The organism is Culturomica sp., assembly GCF_003524185.1.
GTDB lineage: Bacteria > Bacteroidota > Bacteroidia > Bacteroidales > Marinifilaceae > Culturomica > Culturomica massiliensis.
This window is the reverse complement of sequence record NZ_DOED01000016.1, coordinates 132,419-152,540: the sequence shown is the minus strand read 5'-3', so window position 1 is coordinate 152,540 and position 20,122 is coordinate 132,419. Positions and strand designations below refer to the sequence as shown.

Sequence of the window (20,122 nt, the reverse complement as noted above, 5' to 3'; positions counted from 1 at the left end):
TATCAAATATTTTACTCATCGGAGAAGTGTTGCAATACTCTTCGGTAGGTATTAAAAATTTTAGCCTTGGAAACGAAACCGATGTATTTATCATTCTGAATAACCGGAAGATTCCAGGCATCTGTCTCCTCAAATTTTTTCATCACGACATCCATCGGATCTTCAACATTTACAACAGCAGGCGGCGTCACCATATAATCCCGTACATAAGTCGTCGTGTACAAATCCTGATTAAACATGATTTTCCGGATATTATCCAGCAATACGATTCCCAACAACTCCCCGTTTACGTCGATTACCGGAAAAATATTCCGCGAAGATTTGGATACAACCTTCACCATATCTCCTAACGTAGCATCCACCGATATGGTTTTGAGATCGGTCTCAATTACTTTATCCAGCTTCATCAATGTAAGCACAGCCTTATCCTTATTATGAGTGATCAGATCCCCTTTCATAGCCAAACGGCGGGCATAAATAGAATGAGGCTCCATCCCCCTCCCCGTCAGATGCGCCACAACAGATGTAAGCATAAGCGGCACCAGCATAGCGTATCCCCCGGTAATCTCCGCAATCAAAAACATAGCTGTAAGCGGGGAATTCATAACTCCGGACATGACTCCCGCCATTCCGGCCAAAACGAAATAACTCACAGGCACCGTAACGATTCCGGACATATTGATCAATGTAGCTATCAAAAAGCCACCTACACCGCCGGTAAATAAACTGGGAGCAAAAACACCGCCTACACCGCCGCTACCATTGGTAAGCGCAGTAGCAATCACTTTCACGAATACCAGGCCGATAACATACAATACAACCATGAACATACTCCCTTTCAGACTGAAAAAATAGGTATTGTTCAATATATTGTCTGCATTATCTGTCAGTAAGTCCTGTAATGAGGTATACCCCTCCCCGTATAACGGAGGAAAAATATAAATCAACAAACCGAGCAATGCCCCCCCCACCAACACCTTTTTAAAAGGATTCTTGATAGAAGCCACAAAATGCTCGATACGGATATTCATCCGGATAAAATAAACCGATAAAAAACCGCAGAATATGCCTAAAATAATATAATACGGTACATTAGCCAACGAAAAATGATCGTGCACGGTAAAATCGAGAACCATCCCGTCCCCCATCAGGAAGTACACCAAAACATAGGAAGAAATAGCCGAAATCATCAACGGTATCAAAGAAGCCATTGTCAAATCCAGCATCAGCACTTCGAGCGTAAAGACAATTCCGGCAATAGGAGCCTTAAATATACCGGCAATGGCACCGGCGGCACCGCATCCGATCATTAGTGTCATGACCTTATAATTCATCCGGAAAAAGCGGGCCAGATTCGAACCGATAGAAGCCCCCGTCAACACAATGGTAGCCTCCGTACCGACAGACCCTCCGAAACCGATCGTAATCGTACTGGCAATCATCGATGAATAATTGTTATGAGGCTTTATCATACTGTTCCGGCGTGAAATCGCATACAACACTTTCGTTACCCCATGACTGATATCTTCACGCACAAAATAACGGACAAAAAGAGACGTCAACCATATACCTATAAAAGGATAAATAAAAAAAAGCAAACTTCCCCCGTCCACCTGAAGCCGTTCTGTAAAAAACAAATGGGTATAATGCACCATATTCTTCAACATAACAGCAGCCAGTCCGGTCACGACGCCCACCAACAGGCTCAAAACCAGAATAAAATTCTTTTCTTTTACATAGCGTACCCGCCAAATCAAAAAACGTCCGAACCAATTACTCCACCACGACATGATTTCAATATTAAGACAGTCCTGTCACTGTATGCAACATCATTTGTCTTGTCTATTTTTTATTAATACTTTTCAATGAACCGTACTGCGGATAAAACTCCAGTGACAACCCCTCATTACTGATGACATCCGTTGGAATTGTTTTAATTACGCCGAGTTGTGGAACAACTGTAGGGAAACTCTGCAAAACCTCGTTGACTTTCATTAAACTCACGGTTGCTGTTGCCGGAACACGATAATAAATCGCACTGGAAGCAGGCACCGTTGTATTATCGGAAGGGGCTGACGGAACAATGACATTGTCTACTCTAATTCCATAAGCCATTGCCGAGACATTTCTTTTCGGCACAATACCGGCAGCTTCTGTAAAGCGGAATGCCACAACGGTCTCTCCGGCCTTTTCCGGAACAACGGTAAATGTTTGCTCAAAACGCTGTACAGACTCTTTCCCCATAAATAACATCAGGTAATCTTTTTCCATGCGATCGAATTCTTTCAGAATAATACGCAAGGATTCTCCGTCCGGCACACTGTTCTCCGCTGCCAACAACCGGGTACGCTCTGAACGTATCCTAAAAATTTCTTTTACGGCTTCACTCATATTATCTTCCGCACTCTTCGTCGTATATCTGACAATAGGATCCCATATTTTTTTCATCACTCCGTCAATCTCCTGATATGTGTAATTGGTATCAAGCACTTCTTTCAACGGATTATAGGTGTTCAGCGATGTTATATCCACGACCTCTTCCGTCTCCTCCTGAAAAGGCACATAACTCCAAACAGCATCCGGCACCGGCGATGCCGAAGAACGGGCTGCAACACCTGCAATAAACCCCTCCGGACTCAAACTCAACATGACAGGATTATAATCGCCGCTGCTCGTCATAGCGTACATTGCATTTTCATCCGGGATATAATAAGGCTTCATTTCAATATCAACGATCCTCCAATAATTTCCGGCTACGGTAATGTCGGGTTTCACCCCCAACTCCCGTTCGGCATTTTTCCAGAAAGGTCCGGGAACCTGATGCGTACATTCCAATTGAACCTTCACTTGATAAGCAACTTTAGGCAAACAGTAATTTACCGTAAGAGGCGTTGTTATTTCTTTCTTTTTCTGTGCCGTCACGGAAAAAAAGATTCCGGCAGTCAATAACAATACAAAAGCAATCTTTCTCATAAACGTTGTGATTTATTCCTTATTACTTCGTTTTTTACTAATTCCAAAGTATGCCAGGCCTTCCCCATATTTTCAGCAACCAAACCCGCATATACCCCTCTTTCTCCAACCTCTTCAGCCACATAATCCCCCACCAGTCCATGGGCATAAACGGCACATTTGACAGCTTCTTCAGAAGGCATTCCGTTCGCCGATAAAGCCAGTATAACCCCTGTCAACACATCTCCCATCCCTCCTTTAGCCATTCCGGGATTACCGGTCATATTAAACCAGTATTTTCCGGCAGGCGATACGATAACCGTATGAGCACCTTTCAGTAAAATACATACGTTATAACGACTTGCAAAAATGCTTAATTTATTTAATCTCTCAAAATCATTTCCGCTTTTTCCGGCCAATCTTTCAAATTCTTTAGGATGAGGAGTAAGTATAGACCCCTCGGGCAACCTATCCAACAGAGCAGGATGAGCTGCCAATATATTCAAAGCATCTGCATCCAGTATAAGAGGCCTCTTCCACTCTTCCAGTAGCATTTTTAACGCCCGTACCGTTTCCGGCTTTTGTCCCAATCCCGGACCAACGGCTATCGCATCGTATTTTTCCGCATTCTTCAACACCGAAAAACAACATTCAGAAAGATCCGTATCCACCAAAGCTTCCGGAACGGCCATCTGTATCAATTGCCGTTCCCCGCACGGGATATGACAACTAAGCAAACCGAGTCCCGAACGCACCGCGGCTTTGGCCGCCAGAATCGCCGCTCCCATCATACCCTGTGAACCGGCAATCAGCAAACCGTGCCCATTCGTTCCTTTGTGGGCAAAAGTTTCCGCTACCGGTAATTCATCTGCAACAAGACGCTCTGTTAAATAATAATAAGGGGTAGATGTAAGTGAAATTCCCTCCGGATGAAGTCCGATATCGACTATACTCCACTTACCGACAAAAGCAGCATTCTCCGGAAACATAAAAGCCAGTTTGGGAAATTGAAACGTCAATGTATAGTCAGCCCGTACAATACAATCCCTGTCATTGCCTGAATTATCCTCTCCCATCAGACCGGAAGGAATATCCACAGCCACTACCCGGTTAGGAACCGCATTGATTTTACGAATCACGTCTGCTGCCGGTCCGGTAACAGGACGATTGAGGCCGGAACCGAACATGGCGTCTATAATTACAGCATTCTCTTCCAATACAAAATCATTCTCCCCCGATACCACGACGATTTTCCCTTTCCAGCGTTCACTATTCTTCTCACAATCCGGACTCATTTTTGTCCCGGCCAACTGAAATACAGTAACCGCATATCCTTTTTCTGCCAGTAACCGGGCAATGACAAAACCGTCACCCCCATTGTTACCTCTGCCTGCAATTACCGTAAACCGGACATAATTGCCATAAATTTCTAAAAATTTTTCAGTCCATTTTATAGCAGCCCTCTCCATGAGGTCTATCGATTTTATAGGCTCATGTTCAATCGTATAGCGATCCAGTTCTGCGATCTGCAAGGTTTTAAAGATTTTATTTAACATTCTCATCTGTCTACTCAAACGTTTTAAAATCGAAAAATAAAGAAAAATTCTTATATTTGCCCCCGCTGAAAATAATAATTAAATCTAAATAATTAAGTCTATGTTTAAAAACCAACCTAAAGGACTGTATGCCCTGGCTCTTGCCAACACAGGAGAACGTTTCGGGTATTACACGATGCTTGCTATTTTTACACTTTTCCTGCAGGCAAAATTTGGCTTTAGTTCAACAGCTACATCTAACATTTTTGCTGGTTTCTTGGCCTTAGTTTATTTTTTACCAATTTTAGGAGGTATTCTTGCCGATAAATTTGGTTACGGAAAAATGGTAACGGCCGGTATCGTTGTCATGTTTGCCGGTTATACCTGCCTTGCAATCCCTACCGGGGGTGATGCTTTCGGTATTGCTGCCATGTTCGGGGCACTTTTCCTAATAGCATTGGGTACAGGCTTATTCAAAGGCAATCTTCAGGTAATGGTCGGTAATCTTTACGACGACCCGAAATATTCAGACAAACGCGACACCGCATTCAGTCTATTTTATATGGCTATCAATATCGGTGCTCTTTTTGCTCCTACAGCTGCCTCAAAAATTACGGAACATTTCATGGGAAAAGCCGGTTTCAAATACCAAGGCGATATTCCTGCCCTTTGTCACGAATTTTTGGATAAAGGACAAGAAATGGCAACCGAATCACTCAATACATTGACTCAATTTGCTCACCAAGTATCCGGATTCAACGGAGACCTGGCTGCATTCTCTCATAAATACATCGATGAGCTATCTCTTTCATACCACTATGGATTTGCCGTGGCATGTATTTCACTTATCGCATCAATGCTTATCTACCAGGTATTCAAGAGAACCTTCAAACATGCAGATGTCAACACAAAACAAGCTGCTGCAAACGGAAAACAAGAAAATATTGTGGAATTAACACCGGAGCAAACAAAATCCCGTATCACAGCTCTTGTTTTAGTATTTGCTGTTGTTATCTTCTTCTGGATGGCATTCCACCAAAACGGACTTACCCTTACCTTCTTTGCCCGTGACTATACGGCCAGAACCGCAGACGGTGCTTTAGGCATGAGCTTCAACGTGTTTAACCTGGTATTCGTTATCACATTAATATACAGTTTATTCTCTTTGTTCCAATCGAAAGAGATGAAATCAAAACTGATATCGGCTGCAGTAGCTTGCCTTTCCATAGGTATTTTAGTATACAAATATATGGGTTTACAGCCGGGTAGTTTTATTGAAGTTCTTCCTCAAATGTTCCAACAGTTCAACCCATTCTTCGTTGTAGCTCTTACTCCTGTATCTCTTGCAGTATTCGGAGCTTTAGCCAAGAGAGGCAACGAACCTTCAGCTCCCCGTAAAATCGGTATCGGTATGCTTATCGCAGCATTAGGTTTTGCAGTGATGGCATTCTTTTCAATGGGACTTCCTACCCCCAATCCGGATGGAGCAACTGTAATAGCTAACGACCTGCTTGTATCTCCTTCTGTTCTTATCAACACCTACCTTGTATTGACATTTGCAGAGCTATTCCTTTCACCCATGGGTATCTCATTCGTGTCGAAAGTAGCTCCTCCCAAATACAAAGGTCTTATGATGGGTCTCTGGTTCGGAGCTACCGCTGTCGGTAACTACCTGGTATCCATTATCGGTATGCTTTGGGGACATATGGAACTATGGGCATTGTGGTCAATCCTCATTACGCTTTGTCTACTCTCTGCATTATTCATTTTTATGATGATGAAACGCTTGGAGAATGCAACGAAATAAATAGGAATTCTATAAACCAAATAGGAGGAAAACAAAACAGTTTTCCTCCTATTTTTATTTTTACTTTTCTATTCCTTCCCACAATAATTCACAAGCATCAATAAACTACCGGTCTTTAAATATTTTCAGCTTTCATTCGACGACAAAAACATTTCCACTCCTGCGATAATAACGGGTTTGCTCCTATCTCCACTCTATGCTATTTTTAAATAACCCTAAAATCTTCAAACACCAAATTTTAATCAAATAACTCTAAAGCAGTTCAAGGAGTTGCTTTTTTCACTATATTCGCTTTAATAAACAACCAGGAACATGTTAAAACGAATACAATCTTCTTTCGCAGCACGACTTCAAATCCATATACTTTTTTTCCTTACACTACTCTTTGCCATGAGCTCTGCCATATTCTATCATTATGCCAATCGTTTTATAGAGACCAATGCCTATGAAAATTTTAACCATATAGCAGAGAAAACCAATCTTCGTATGACCCGTCTGTTACGTATGGTAGAAAAAATCCCCAATAACATGGGGTGGGTGATCACGGAATATATCCAGGATCCGAACACCATTTACAATATAACACGCCAGATTGTCGAAAGCAACGATGAAATATTCGGATGTGCCATCGCTTTCGAACCATACTATTTTACGGAAAAAGGCAAATACTTTGCCCCTTATTCATACATGGAAGGTGATTCTGTTATAACAACCGAGCTTGACGACGCTTACGATTACTACCAAAAAAATTGGTATCGTATCGCCAAAGAAAAGAATACCTCCCGTTGGAGCAGACCTTACCACGATTTCGGGAACAGAAGTGTAATGACAACCACCTATTCGGTCCCCCTAAAAGATCAGAATGAAAATATCATCGGTGTATTTTCTGTAGACTTGTCTTTACAATACATCGGTAAATTCATTGAAGCTAACATCGATTATCCCGGCGGGTATACGATCGTAGTTGATAAAAACGGTAATTATGTCATCAGTACACTGGATTGCCAACTCATAAAAAACGTAACCGCATTCGATGTCGCTGCCGGCATGAAAGACCCGTCTGCAATGGATGTAGCCCATCGCATTGTCAGTGGAGAAACCGGCAAAGGGATATTTTACGACAAAGGGATCAAATCCTATGCCTTCTACAGTCCGATTATAGGCACAGAATGGTATATGGCCATCATCTGTCCTTATGATGAAATATTCGTCAACTTACGCTATTTCCACTTCATTGTACTCTTCTCATTCATTCTTTTTATGATAGCGATCTATCTGATAAGTTCCTTGTCCATCAAGAAAATAACGGCTCCATTGAATAAATTTGCCTTATCAGCCCGCTGTATTGCCTCCGGTAACTTCAATGCACCTCTGCCCAAAATCCGATCGTGTGATGAGATGAAAGAACTGCACGACTCTTTTCAATACATGCAGAATCAATTGACTCAGTATATTGCCAACTTAAAAGAAGCAACCACATTGAAAGAAAAAATGGAAAGTGAGTTACGTATTGCCCACCAAATTCAAATGGGCATGCTACCGAAAAATTTTTCTACCTTTTCCGAAAAAGAGAATCTGGATCTCTTTGCTATATTATACCCTGCCAAAGCCGTCGGAGGTGATTTTTACGACTTCTTCATGATCGGAGACGAACTGTATTTTGCCATCGGAGATGTTTCGGGAAAAGGTATTCCAGCCTCCCTGCTGATGTCATATACACTCAGTCTTTTACGGTCTTTCTCTACCAATCCGACATCCCCTTCGGATATTGCCCGTTATCTGAATAACCGGATAACAGAACGAAACGAAGCCGACATGTTCGTTACTTTCTTTATCGGTACCCTGAATCTGAAAACAGGTCTTCTGAAATACAGCAATGCGGGTCATATGCCCCCGGTAATGACCTATCCGGATCGCAGTATATCGTTTTTCGACATTCATGCAGAACTTCCCTTAGGCATCATAAAGGACTACACATACGAAGAATACAGCTATATGTTCTCTCCGGGGTCCGGAATATTACTCTATACAGATGGGGTAACTGAAGCCGAAAATGCAAAAAATGAATTTTATACCAAGGAGCGCCTCATCAGTATCGTACATACCAACCGGGAATTACATCCCCGGGAATTCATCAAAAAAATCATGGCTGATATTCAAGCCCATGTTCAGGATTACGAACAAAGCGACGACCTTACCCTATTGACCATCATATATGGTGAAGAGTGGATGAAGGATAAAAAATAGGGCAAGAAATCCTCCAAAAAAAATATTTTCATTTTTTGTATAAATAAAAAAAAAGCTTACTTTTGTGCCGTTGAAATCAACACCACTGTTCAATGGTGTAATGGCAGCACAACAGATTCTGGTCCTGTTAGTCAAGGTTCGAATCCTTGTTGAACAACAAAACCCGGCTTTCGCCGGGTTTTTCTTTTATAACCATCTCTTAAAGAAGACTTTCGATCAGCTTGTCATCGGCCATATTCGGCAACGTCACTTTCAGATCCGGATTCTCTTCCATAGCCCGTTTTATCGCAAAAACGGCCCCTTCATTACGGGCCCAACTCCGGCGTGAAATACCGTTATTCACATCCCAGAATAACATACATTTCAAGCGTCGGTCGGCTTCAGCCGAACCGTCGAGAACCATACCGAAACCACCGTTAATCACTTCTCCCCAACCTACACCTCCGCCGTTATGGATAGACACCCAGGTCGCTCCCCGGAAAGAATCTCCGATTACATTCTGAATAGCCATATCGGCCGTAAAACGAGACCCGTCATATATATTGGACGTTTCCCGGTAAGGAGAATCCGTTCCGGAAACATCATGATGATCACGCCCCAGCACAACCGGTGCAGATAATTCTCCGGCAGCAATCGCCTTATTAAAAGCCTCGGCTATACGGATACGTCCTTCGGCATCTGCATACAGAATACGGGCCTGTGAACCGACCACCAGATGGTTTTCTCCCGCAGCTTTTATCCAACGGATATTATCATGCATCTGCTGTTGGATCTCCCGGGGCGAACCGGCAGCCAATTCATTTAATACCTTACAAGCCAACTCATCCGTTTTAGCTAAATCCTTCGGATCACCGCTACTGCACACCCAACGGAACGGCCCGAAACCATAATCGAAACACATCGGTCCCATAATGTCCTGCACATAAGAAGGATACTTGAAATCTCCGTCCGGTTTCAACACATCGGCTCCCGCACGGGAAGACTCTAGCAGAAATGCATTTCCGTAATCGAAAAAATACGTATCGAAACGCGCCACACATTTATTGATTGCCGCAACATGACGACGTAATGACTCCTGTACCTTTTCTTTGAATTTTTCCGGCTCTTCAGCCATCATCCGCTTACTCTCCTCAAAACTTATTCCTACCGGATAATAACCGCCGGCCCACGGATTATGCAAAGAAGTCTGATCTGACCCAAGTTCGACAACCACATCTTCCTCTGCCAAACGCTCCCATAAATCCACCACATTGCCCTGATAAGCAATGGAAACGACTTCTTTACCGGCTTTTGCTTTCCGGACGCGTGTCATCAAAACATCCAGATCATCGATCACCTCATCCACCCATCCCTGGGAATGACGGGTATGCGTCGCTTTCGGATTGATTTCTGCCGTAATACTTACGCAACCGGCAATATTTCCCGCCTTAGGCTGCGCTCCGGACATCCCCCCTAAACCGGCCGTCACAAACAATTTACCGGCTAATCCTTCCCCATGCTTCGAAATTTTACGTCCGGCATTCAACACCGTAATCGTTGTTCCGTGAACAATCCCTTGCGGACCGATATACATATACGAACCGGCTGTCATCTGACCGTATTGAGATACTCCCAAAGCATTAAAACGTTCCCAGTCATCGGGCTTGGAATAATTCGGAATCACCATTCCATTCGTCACCACCACCCGTGGAGCCTCCTTGTGCGAAGGAAATAAGCCCATCGGATGTCCGGAATACATGACCAACGTCTGTTCATCCGTCATTTCCGACAAATATTTCATCGTCAAACGATACTGCGCCCAATTCTGAAAAACAGCCCCATTCCCACCGTATGTGATCAACTCATGCGGATGCTGAGCCACAGCTTTATCCAGATTATTGTTGATCATCAGCATAATAGCTGCCGCCTGCAAACTATTGTGGGGATAATCGTATATATTACGTGCATACATCTCATAATCGGGACGGAAACGATACATATAAATACGTCCGTATTTTTCCAATTCCTCTGCAAACTCACGAGCCAATACAGCATGATGACGCGGTTCAAAATACCGCAATGCATTCCGGATTGCCAATTTCTTTTCCTCCCGGGTTAAAATGTCTTTCCGCTTCGGCGCATGATTTACCTCCGGATCATAAGGTTTCTGTGCAGGCAATTCTGACGGTATACCTTCCCGGATAGATTGTTGAAATTCCTTTAATGTCATAGTATATCTTAATTAATTACTTTTTACGAACAGGCTAATTTACGACTTTAAAACGATTCCGAAAAATAATTTTCTATTATCTTGTATTACAAATTTTAAACTCCAAGACCTGTTTGCGGAACAAAAACCGATTTGAACCAACTTGAACCAATCTGAACATCAATTATTTCGATAATTTTTAATTATTTTGATATTGAATCAAAAAACAAGAGATATGCACACTTTAAACAGACGGTCAATTCTATCCGCTGCACTCATAATATCTTTATTTTCATGCAGCAAAAATGAAACAAATCCAGATAAAGATTCCCCTGTCATAGAAATTAAAGTTCCTGATATTACATTACCGGAAATCTCCGACGGCAGTACAACAGCTAATTTCACCGCATCCGCTCCCTGGACGCTGGAAGTGAGTAATACCAGATCTTCACCGGATTGGTTAACCGTCTCTCCCACAAGCGGAAAAGCAGGAGACGTTACATTGACGGTCACAACAACCGAAGCCAACGAAGACTACGACGACCGCAATGCATATATGAAAATAAAAGCAGGCTCCGTAACAAAAATCATCACGGTTACACAAAAGAAAAAGGAAGCTTTATTGTTATCGAAAGATCGCTATGAAATATCTCCCGAAGGAGGACGTTTCAGCGTAGAAGTAAAAAGTAATGTCAGTTATCAGGTTACGATAGATGAAAATGGTAAGGATTGGCTGTCCCAAGTCATCGAAAGCAGAGCCCTTCAGACATCGAATGTACATTTCAGCGTCTCTTCCGGATCATTTGACGGAAACAGGCAGGGAACCATTATTTTCAATAGTGAAAACTTAAGTGATACGGTATATGTGTATCAAGCCCGCAAAGACGGGCTAATATTGACTCAACGGACAAAAAATATAGACGCATCGGCACAATCTTTTGATGTAGAATTAAGATCGAACATCGAGTACGAAGTCATCATGAGGGGAGGCGATTGGCTGCGCAGGGTAGAGACAAGAGCCATGCGGGTAGACAGGGTAAGCTTTTCAACAGATGAAAATACCGGGTACGACAACCGTACATTAAACGTTATTTTTAAAGATAAAAATTCGGCATTGGCAGATACGTTAACGGTTACCCAGGCACAGAAAAATGCATTGATACTTTCTGAAAAAAGATACACCGTAGGACCGGAAGGCAGCATTATCAATGTGGAATTACTATCGAATACCGACTATAATGTAGTAATGCCGGAAAACGCAGGGTGGATTACAGAATTAAAAACAAAAGGCTTGGAAACCTATAATCATAAATTCAACATCGCAGCATACGAAGGTCAGTCCAAGCGCTCCGCATTCGTGCTGTTCCGGGACAAAGCAAAGTCTATGACGGACACCCTTTTCATCACACAAAACGGATCAGACATCGCAAACCCATACATTAAAATAAAATACCCGTATGAAGACTTCGACGGTTTCATCGTCCAAAAAGACGGCGGTATCATCAATTTTGAAATAGATGCCAATGTGGATTATAAACTTTCGATGAACCCTAAAGACAGTACCTGGATAAAAGAAAAATCAAAAACAGGAGACAAATACGAATTTTATATTGCCAAGAATCTTTCTCAGCAAATGATTCTGGGACATATTTTTGTAGAAAATCAACATTATCAACTCAAAGATACGATTCTGATAGGACTTCTCCCCAATGTCGACTATTATATCCATATCCCTAAAACGACATACGATATCCCTTGGAGAGGAGATATAGCAGACAGCGACTGTCTTTTGGACGGACAGCAAAGATTTGATATACCTTTCAGCACAAACGACGAGTTTTTCGAATATGAGGTAAACTTTAAGGGAGAAAGATGGGGAGATGTCAATGCCGATGAAAGAGGAAATAGCAATGAGGCAGACTGGGTGTTTCACGTTACCGTCAACAAAAATATTCTCAGTGCCGAACGAGAAATGCAAATCAGACTCTACACCATCGACAACACCGTAAAAAAGACGATAACGATCCGCCAGGCATCTGCCCCGGAAGGGTACCCGGAAAAATGGAATATTACTGTAGAAGCGGATCAGCTCCATTCCGTGATACGGGAGTGTGAAGCCGGTCAGGTAAAAGAACTTCAAATCAGCGGTTCACTCAGTGAAAACGATCTGAGTTATATCAATGCCATGGAAAAACTCGAAAAACTTGATCTTTCAGGAACAAACCTCACCCGGCTCGAACTGAGTGGTTGGATGCTTCCCAACCTGAAGGCTGTTCAACTGCCGGCCGGTCTTCAAATATTGGGACTGAATACATTTTACGGATGTACAAACCTAAAGAATATCACTCTACCGGAAGGATTACAGGAGATAGGCACAAGAGCATTTTATAATTCCGGACTGGAAACCATACGTATACCTGTTTCAGTCGGTAAAATCGGTACTCACGCTTTTGCAGGATCTGCCCTTACTGCAGTTTATTTTCAGGAAGGAACTTTTTTACATGACATCGGTGACGGCGCTTTTTCGACCTGTACTTCTTTGGTGAATGTGTACGGTAAACTGAATGAAATAGGCCAAAGTATGTTCTATAATTGTACGTCATTAAAATCCGTTACTCTAGCCGAAGGAATCGAATACATTTCAACATCAGGTTTTGAAGGAGCTTCGGCTTTGGAAGCCTTATCTTTACCAAGTACTTTAAACTATCTGTTTCCGGACGCATTTAAGGGCTGTACTTCGCTGACTGCTCTATATGTATATAGTCCTACAGGATTGGACATGCGCAGCTTTCCCGAGATTTTCGGAAATGTAAACGCAGCATTTAAAATATACTTCCTGCCGGATGTATACAACCAGTTGGAGGAAAACGATTGGGGTTTATTCAAAGGATATGAAAATCACGTCGGAATGTTTGAAAACAGTCATTAAAGTATTTCAGTCCGAAGAACTCAGAATCTTGCAATATATTCATACAGGTTTGTAAGACTTTCTTAAAAAAACAACAGACAAAACAACTTAAAATTTCCGGTAGAATCTTTACCGGAAATTTAATATATAATTCCATAATTTAATCTATACAACTTAAAAGCTTTATTTCATCGTATTTTTATACTAACAAAATCAACCTGCAAATAATCAAGGTCAGCATAAAAGGTAATAAAAATTCAACAAACTCCGGTAAACGGCACGCCAGCCTCCACGACAGCAACAACAAAGCAAAAAATAAAGGCCGCGAACAGTTTATTCCACTGGTAAACAACAAAAAATACCGTCCATTACTTACAATGAGCAGCACATTTTTCTATCTTTGTCAGTATGAATATAGTATCAGAATAAATTATCAACCAAAATGAAAGTAAATATTCTTATTGTATTTTTTCTATTGGCTATATCTGTGGAAGCACAACAATCTTCCATCACAATTGCAAATGCGGAATGCCCAGACAATACATACTTATCTTTCGGACGCCCTGTTGATAACGATCCGGCACACTTCATGCAAGCAGCAGATTTTTTTATTTTCAACAATGGCAAAACCACCAGAAACTTCCATTGGGACAAACCCGTATTCATCATGATTACAGGAAACAAATACTGTCCGAAACAAAGAATCATACTTTGTCCGGGAGACAGCATCTTCATACAGATTAAATCAGATGGAAATTTAGTATTCGAAGGTACGAATGCAGAAGGAAATAATTTGCTCAAGGAACAAAATCTGCTCACCAGCGGTACCATCGACATCGGGAAAGAACTGAAATCATCCTCATCAAAAGAAAAAATAATTTCAGAGCTTGAAAATAAAAAGCAGATATTATTTGCTCCAATAGATAAGCTATATGAAGATAAAAAAATCAGCAAAGATTTCCTGAACTTTTTTGAAAAAGAATTCGATATGGTGTTTTCCCACGCCATACGGGGAAAAATTCACCATTCAAACTTGACAGAGCAGGAAAAGAAAGAGGTACTTTGCCATTTTTATACAAAATATAATCCGTTCGACAGCAAATATGCTGGCAACTCCATGAGATTATCCAATATGTCAAACGTGGCACGGCTGATGAGTGAGGGGGTTATTCCGAAAGGCGACATATATCCGACCGGACTATGGAATGAAGACCAGAAATTCAAAGAATATATGCCGATGGATTGTCAGGAAGCAAGCTTTGCCAATGGATTGCAGATCAGACGAAACATCATGGGTATTGAAAGCGATGCACAATATTATTCCAACATTGAGCTCTTGAAGAAAAGCTTTCCCGCAAGTATTTATTTGCCGGCTTTGGAGATGTATAGCCAAGACAGCCACAATTCCAACAATGCACATGGAGTGTTCGTATACAACGAGATGAGCGGATTGGGCAAACTTGCCCAATATCCTTCGATGGATCTTCGGGCACTCATTAAAGACTATTTTAAGGGGACACCGGTTTTAGTCGATATGTGGGCAACATATTGCGCTCCCTGCAAAAAAGAGTTCTTATATAACAAGGAAGTTCATCAATGGCTTGATTCTCAAAAAATAAAACTTTTATATGTAAGCGTGGATTTTCCCAACAATTCCAAAAAGTGGGAAAACGACGTATCTAAATATCATTTAAACGGTTATCACTACTTTATAACTTCTAAAGCCGATAAACTGCTATCCGATTTCCTGGGAAATACCATGACAATACCGAGATATTTGTTGTTTGACGAAGAAGGTAATTTGCTTTCAAACACGTTGCCCAGACCTTCATCTGGAAAATTCTATAAAGCCATTGAAGAATTACTATATAATAAAGGCTTTTAATGACTTTTTTTATGAGAGTTTTTGTAACAGCAAGCTTTCGTTAATGCATTCTTGTCTGTGACTTCCGAGATATCCCCTCACATTAGTGTAAAATGTGATATATGGATCAATTCATTACAATTAAGGTAATTCTATCCCGTCATATACACTGATTCGGGATAATCTAAGATTTTTAAAATTCCGTTTGTAATTATCCCATTGTGTACCATTTACAACAGTAATTGTTTTAACCTTAACTTTTCCCAATAGCCTGTTTTCCTCCGGCTTTCTTAAATTCGACGGCTTATAAATATACAAAGAGTCTATGCCATTTGATTTATAAAAGATTTCCGAATCATAAAAAATAATATCATGTTCTTCCGGATATGTATGGTCTGTATCAGAAAAAAAGATTCTGTAATGATTCCCTAGCAAACCCCACATTTTTGATTTTACAAAAATACATTGATCTACTTCTTCATAGACTATTGTCGTTGAATGTTCTTCTGTCTTGTTTATTACTGAAAATATTTGCATTAACACATATAGATAATAGAATAAAAAGAATACAAATAACAGCAATATCCCCCATAAAATTCTTTTTTTATTTCTTCTTTCCATAATCACTTATTCCTCTTTACCGTTGTATTTAAAGCGGTTATTGGCAGATAAAGCATAACCGCTACACTTTTGACGCAAACCGAAAGGATAGTAATCATTGCGCTCTTTAACCCGCGCCTGACTATCGACGATCGCCCGTCCCCCTAAATGCCCCTGCCGGTAATAGTATAGTGCAAAGGAACGGAACTTTCAGTTTATTGTAATTTAAAAACTCCGTCCCTGTAAGTTATTAGCTAATTATTTACAGTGTATAATCTGTCTTTATACAAATAAATGTCAAAATTTGATCCGGAGAAAAAAAGTAATAATACCAGATACCTGTTAGTACGGATATTACTTCTATGACAGAAATATTTTTGTATTGAGACTCATCTTTAATAAAATCCGTCCGAAATTTTGCGGCTGATTTATCATATCCGACATTGTCTTTTATAAAATTCAGCAGAAATTCTCTTTTGGTCATTCCGACCCGAATGCCATCATACAATTGAATACGATCGTTGTATATCAGTCCCCGTACGATTTCTATCTTCCCGGTGATACTTATATCCTGAACAAATTCGATATAATTAGGGTTCATCCTTACAATATATATAGATAGTTCATCAAACAATGAGTCTGTTTGTAAATTCGTCCAATGTTTCTTTATATAATTCTTTTCAAAATCATTCCAGGTATCATATTGACCGAAAGGGTGATACAGATGATCATCATCCGAAACGATAATCAGTGTATCCGACTTTACGTAAGCTTCACATATCGTAACACTATCAGACAAATGATTACCCGATAAAAGACTGATTTCCAATCCGGAATCTCGACTGTTTTTCAGACTCGAATAACAGGTATCGGTAATCAAAAAACAGAGCAATAGAAAAAATAGTGTTTTCATACGGTATATTAATTATTTGTTTTTGAAATCCCCCCAAATGTTATATCTAAATTATATTCGACCTCTTTTTAATTCAGTTCAAAGGGACGGAACTTTCAGTTTATTGCAATTTAAAAGCTCCGTCCCTGTGAGTTATTAACTATTATTTACAGTGTATAATCTGTCTTTATACAAATAAACGTCAAAATTTGATCCGGAGAAAAAAAGTAATAATACCAAATACCTGCAACGACAGAAATTACTTCTATAACAGAAATATTTTTGTATTGAGATTCATCTTTAATAAAATCCGTTCGAAATTTTGCGGCTGATTCATAATATCTCATATCGTCTTTAATAAAATTCAGCAGAAATTCTCTTTTGGTCATTCCGACCCGAATGCCATCATACAGTTGAATACGATCGTTATATATCAGTCCCCGTACGATTTCTATCTTCCCGGTGATATCTATATCTTGAACAAATTCGATATAGTTGGGGCTCATTCTTATAGTATATACATCTACATCATTGGTAAACAATGAGTCCGTTTGTAAATTCGTCCAATGTTTCTTTATATAATTTTTCTCAAAATCATTCCAGGTATCGTATTGACCAAAAGGATGGTACAGATGATCATCATCCGACACAATACTCAACGTATCCGATTTTCTATAAACTTCGTATATAGTAACACTGTCAGTCAAATGATTACCCGATAAAAGACTGATTTCCAATCCGGAATCTCGACTGTTTTTCAGACTCGAATAACAGGTATCGGTAATCAAAAAACAGAGCAATAGAAAAAATAGTGTTTTCATACGGTACTAATTATTGGTTTTAAAATGATCCCCAAATGTTATATTAAATTATATTCGACATCTTTTAGATTCAGTTCACAAGGACGGAGCTTTTAAATTGCAATAAACTGAAAGTTCCGTCCCTGTGATCTATTAGCTTATTAAAATTTATTTACATTTGACAATCTGTCTTTATACAAATAGATTTTAAAATTTGATCAGGAGAAAAAAAGTAATAATACCAAATACCAGCAACGACAGAAATTACTTCTATAACAGAAATATTTTTATACTGAGATTCATCTTTAATAAAATCCGTCCGAAATTTTGCAGCTGATTTATAATATCTCATATCGTTTTTAATAAAATTCAACAGAAATTCTTTTTTGGTCATTCCAATCTTAATATCATTATATAATCCTATACGATTGTCATAAAGCATACCCCGTAACATTTCCATTTTTCCGGTTGTTTCTATATCTTTAAATAACTCTAAATAGTTAGAGCCTATTCTTATATGATATATAGCATAATCATTAAATAAAGAATCTATTTGTAAATTCATCCAATGTTTTCTTATATAATTTTTCTCAAAATCATTCCATGTATCATATTGTCCGAAAGGATAGTACAGATGATCATCATCCGACACAATACTCAACGTATCCGATTTTCTATAAACTTCGTATATCGTAATACTATCAGTCAAATGATTACCCGATAAAGGATCGATCTCCCAAACAACGTTTCGGCTATTTCCGGGATTTGAATAACATATATTAGTAATCAAAAAACAGAGCAATAGAAAAAATAGTGTTTTCATATTTTGCATTTAATTATTTGTTTTAAACTAATCTATAAGACTTTGCATAAATTCTTTTAATTTTTCGTAAACGGATGCCCAATCCGCTGCAACATCCCTTACCTCCGAAGCAGATTCCGGTAGCGGATTTTCATAATCATCCAGCTTCCCATCCCGGGTTTCCTGTCGGGGTCTGTAATAACCGTAAAATTTCGAATTTCGATATTTATCGGGTGTGGTAAAACCAGGATTCTCCATAGATGGTCTGCTTCCTCCTCTTGCATGTGTCAGCTTGATCTCTCCCACCCCATTCACTCCCGTTACAACCCCGACATGTCCGGCCCATACGGCTATATCCCCCTCCAAGGGCTCATCCTCCGAATGAATAAACTGTTCCTCATTACTGAAAAATTCATATAAAGCCGATGAATTCTTGGCCACTACTCCATCGGTAATCTCATCTGCAGCTAACACCCTGCATACAAACTCCGAGCAATCCATAAATTCTTTTGCAGCGGCAGTATTCGCTGTTCTGAGTAGCCCCGTTTCTTGCTTATATCCTATCCCAATCATACTTTTTGCTGCCTTAATCCTGTCCTTTGGCCCGAATCCTTTATAATCAATATAGCGTATCGGATTGTTGCCGGCATAATTATACGGACTCAATCCGTAGTATTTTTCACTTAAAGGATCGACCGTAAACCACCGTCCCAAAACAGCATCGTACATGCGGGCTCCGTAATCCAGATGCCCCAAATCGCCGATGGTTTGCTCTTCTTTACCGTTGTATTTAAAACGGTTAACAGTAGACAAAGCATAACCGCTACGCTTTTGACGCAAACCGAAAGGATAGTAATCATTGCGCTCTTTAACCCGCCCCAAACTATCGATAATCACCCGGACACTCCCTAAATGATCCCGCAAATAATAGTATACCTCCTGATTACCACCTCCTACTACAATCTGTCCGCCATCGAACAAAACTCCCGATAAACTCAATGAACTGCCGTTACGCGTCAGAATAAAACTTCCCCGGTAATCATATCCCTTACCGTCATTTCCCCGAACTCCCAGTTTTTCTCCTCCGGCCGTATAGCTATATCGCACCTTTTCCGTTGCTCCGGATTTCACCTGCTCCAACAAATTTAAGTAATTATATCGATAATTCAAAGCACGACGACTGTCTGTCAATAAATTACCGTTTCCGTCGTACGTATAATTCCCCACAAGGTTGGGCTCCGCGTACATATACATCGCCCGGTAAAGTAGCTGCATTTTCAGTCAGCGATGTCAATAAGATTGTTTGTAATAAATTTAATTAACAAAAAAACGACCTGCAAAAAAATAACCTTATCAACGGGGTTGTAAATGATTGATTTTGAGTACCGTTTTTTACAAAAACCTTATCAGTTCAAAAACGGTCATATTTTATCGGGGAAACAGGCGGAAAAAAGAAGATTCGGATACCGGCCTTCACAATCGGTGCTGATATCATGGCTTCAAGTATCTCACCTACATACTTGAAAA

Annotated in this window: 13 protein-coding genes and 1 tRNA gene; 5 read left to right on the top strand and 9 right to left on the bottom strand. The window is 40.3% G+C overall.

The window, feature by feature from the left end; translation table 11 throughout:
• Positions 1-11: 11 nt before the first annotated feature.
• From DD657_RS06980 to DD657_RS06970, 3 genes are read right to left on the bottom strand one after another with little or no spacing between them, the layout of a single operon-like run.
• Complete coding sequence (locus DD657_RS06980; protein ID WP_021988387.1) at positions 12-1,790, bottom strand: chloride channel protein; 1,779 nt, start codon at positions 1,788-1,790, stop codon at positions 12-14.
• A gap of 52 nt (positions 1,791-1,842) precedes the next feature.
• On the bottom strand, positions 1,843-2,973 hold the full coding sequence (locus DD657_RS06975; protein WP_287049202.1) for a DUF4831 family protein: 1,131 nt from the start codon (positions 2,971-2,973) through the stop codon (positions 1,843-1,845).
• Positions 2,970-4,514: an NAD(P)H-hydrate dehydratase gene (locus DD657_RS06970; RefSeq protein WP_287049201.1), complete on the bottom strand. Its 1,545-nt coding sequence runs from the start codon at positions 4,512-4,514 to the stop codon at positions 2,970-2,972. The genes DD657_RS06975 and DD657_RS06970 overlap by 4 nt, the downstream gene beginning before the upstream one ends.
• 94 nt (positions 4,515-4,608) lie before the next feature.
• On the opposite strand from DD657_RS06970, the gene DD657_RS06965 reads away from it, so the two are divergent.
• From DD657_RS06965 to DD657_RS06955, 3 genes are all read left to right on the top strand, one after another.
• On the top strand, positions 4,609-6,294 hold the full coding sequence (locus DD657_RS06965) for a peptide MFS transporter (RefSeq protein ID WP_021988385.1): 1,686 nt from the start codon (positions 4,609-4,611) through the stop codon (positions 6,292-6,294).
• Between the two features lie 312 nt (positions 6,295-6,606).
• Complete coding sequence (locus tag DD657_RS06960) at positions 6,607-8,541, top strand: SpoIIE family protein phosphatase (RefSeq protein ID WP_287049199.1); 1,935 nt, start codon at positions 6,607-6,609, stop codon at positions 8,539-8,541.
• A gap of 86 nt (positions 8,542-8,627) precedes the next feature.
• A tRNA-Gln gene (locus DD657_RS06955) sits at positions 8,628-8,698 on the top strand.
• Positions 8,699-8,740: 42 nt separating this feature from the next.
• Here the strand turns inward: DD657_RS06955 and hutU are convergent.
• On the bottom strand, positions 8,741-10,750 hold the full coding sequence (gene hutU / locus DD657_RS06950; RefSeq protein WP_021988383.1) for a urocanate hydratase: 2,010 nt from the start codon (positions 10,748-10,750) through the stop codon (positions 8,741-8,743).
• Between the two features lie 214 nt (positions 10,751-10,964).
• On the opposite strand from hutU, the gene DD657_RS06945 reads away from it, so the two are divergent.
• Both DD657_RS06945 and DD657_RS06940 read left to right on the top strand, forming a co-directional pair.
• Positions 10,965-13,658: a leucine-rich repeat protein gene (locus DD657_RS06945; protein ID WP_287049196.1), complete on the top strand. Its 2,694-nt coding sequence runs from the start codon at positions 10,965-10,967 to the stop codon at positions 13,656-13,658.
• 421 nt (positions 13,659-14,079) lie between these two features.
• Complete coding sequence (locus tag DD657_RS06940; RefSeq protein ID WP_287049195.1) at positions 14,080-15,522, top strand: TlpA family protein disulfide reductase; 1,443 nt, start codon at positions 14,080-14,082, stop codon at positions 15,520-15,522.
• Between the two features lie 120 nt (positions 15,523-15,642).
• Here DD657_RS06940 and DD657_RS06935 read toward each other — a convergent pair whose 3' ends face one another.
• The 5 genes from DD657_RS06935 to DD657_RS06915 form a co-directional block, all read right to left on the bottom strand.
• Complete coding sequence (locus DD657_RS06935; protein ID WP_287049194.1) at positions 15,643-16,122, bottom strand: hypothetical protein; 480 nt, start codon at positions 16,120-16,122, stop codon at positions 15,643-15,645.
• Between the two features lie 241 nt (positions 16,123-16,363).
• The gene (locus DD657_RS06930; RefSeq protein WP_287049193.1) at positions 16,364-17,014 is read right to left on the bottom strand and encodes a hypothetical protein; all 651 of its coding nucleotides are present in this window, start codon (positions 17,012-17,014) and stop codon (positions 16,364-16,366) included.
• Positions 17,015-17,160: 146 nt separating this feature from the next.
• A complete protein-coding gene (locus DD657_RS06925; RefSeq protein WP_287049191.1) occupies positions 17,161-17,814 on the bottom strand; it encodes a hypothetical protein in 654 nt (217 codons plus the stop codon).
• A gap of 151 nt (positions 17,815-17,965) precedes the next feature.
• Entirely contained in the window at positions 17,966-18,616 is a 651-nt protein-coding gene (locus DD657_RS06920; protein ID WP_148453244.1) for a hypothetical protein, read from the bottom strand.
• A gap of 27 nt (positions 18,617-18,643) precedes the next feature.
• The gene (locus DD657_RS06915) at positions 18,644-19,870 is read right to left on the bottom strand and encodes an RHS repeat domain-containing protein (protein WP_287049190.1); all 1,227 of its coding nucleotides are present in this window, start codon (positions 19,868-19,870) and stop codon (positions 18,644-18,646) included.
• Positions 19,871-20,122 lie beyond the last annotated feature (252 nt).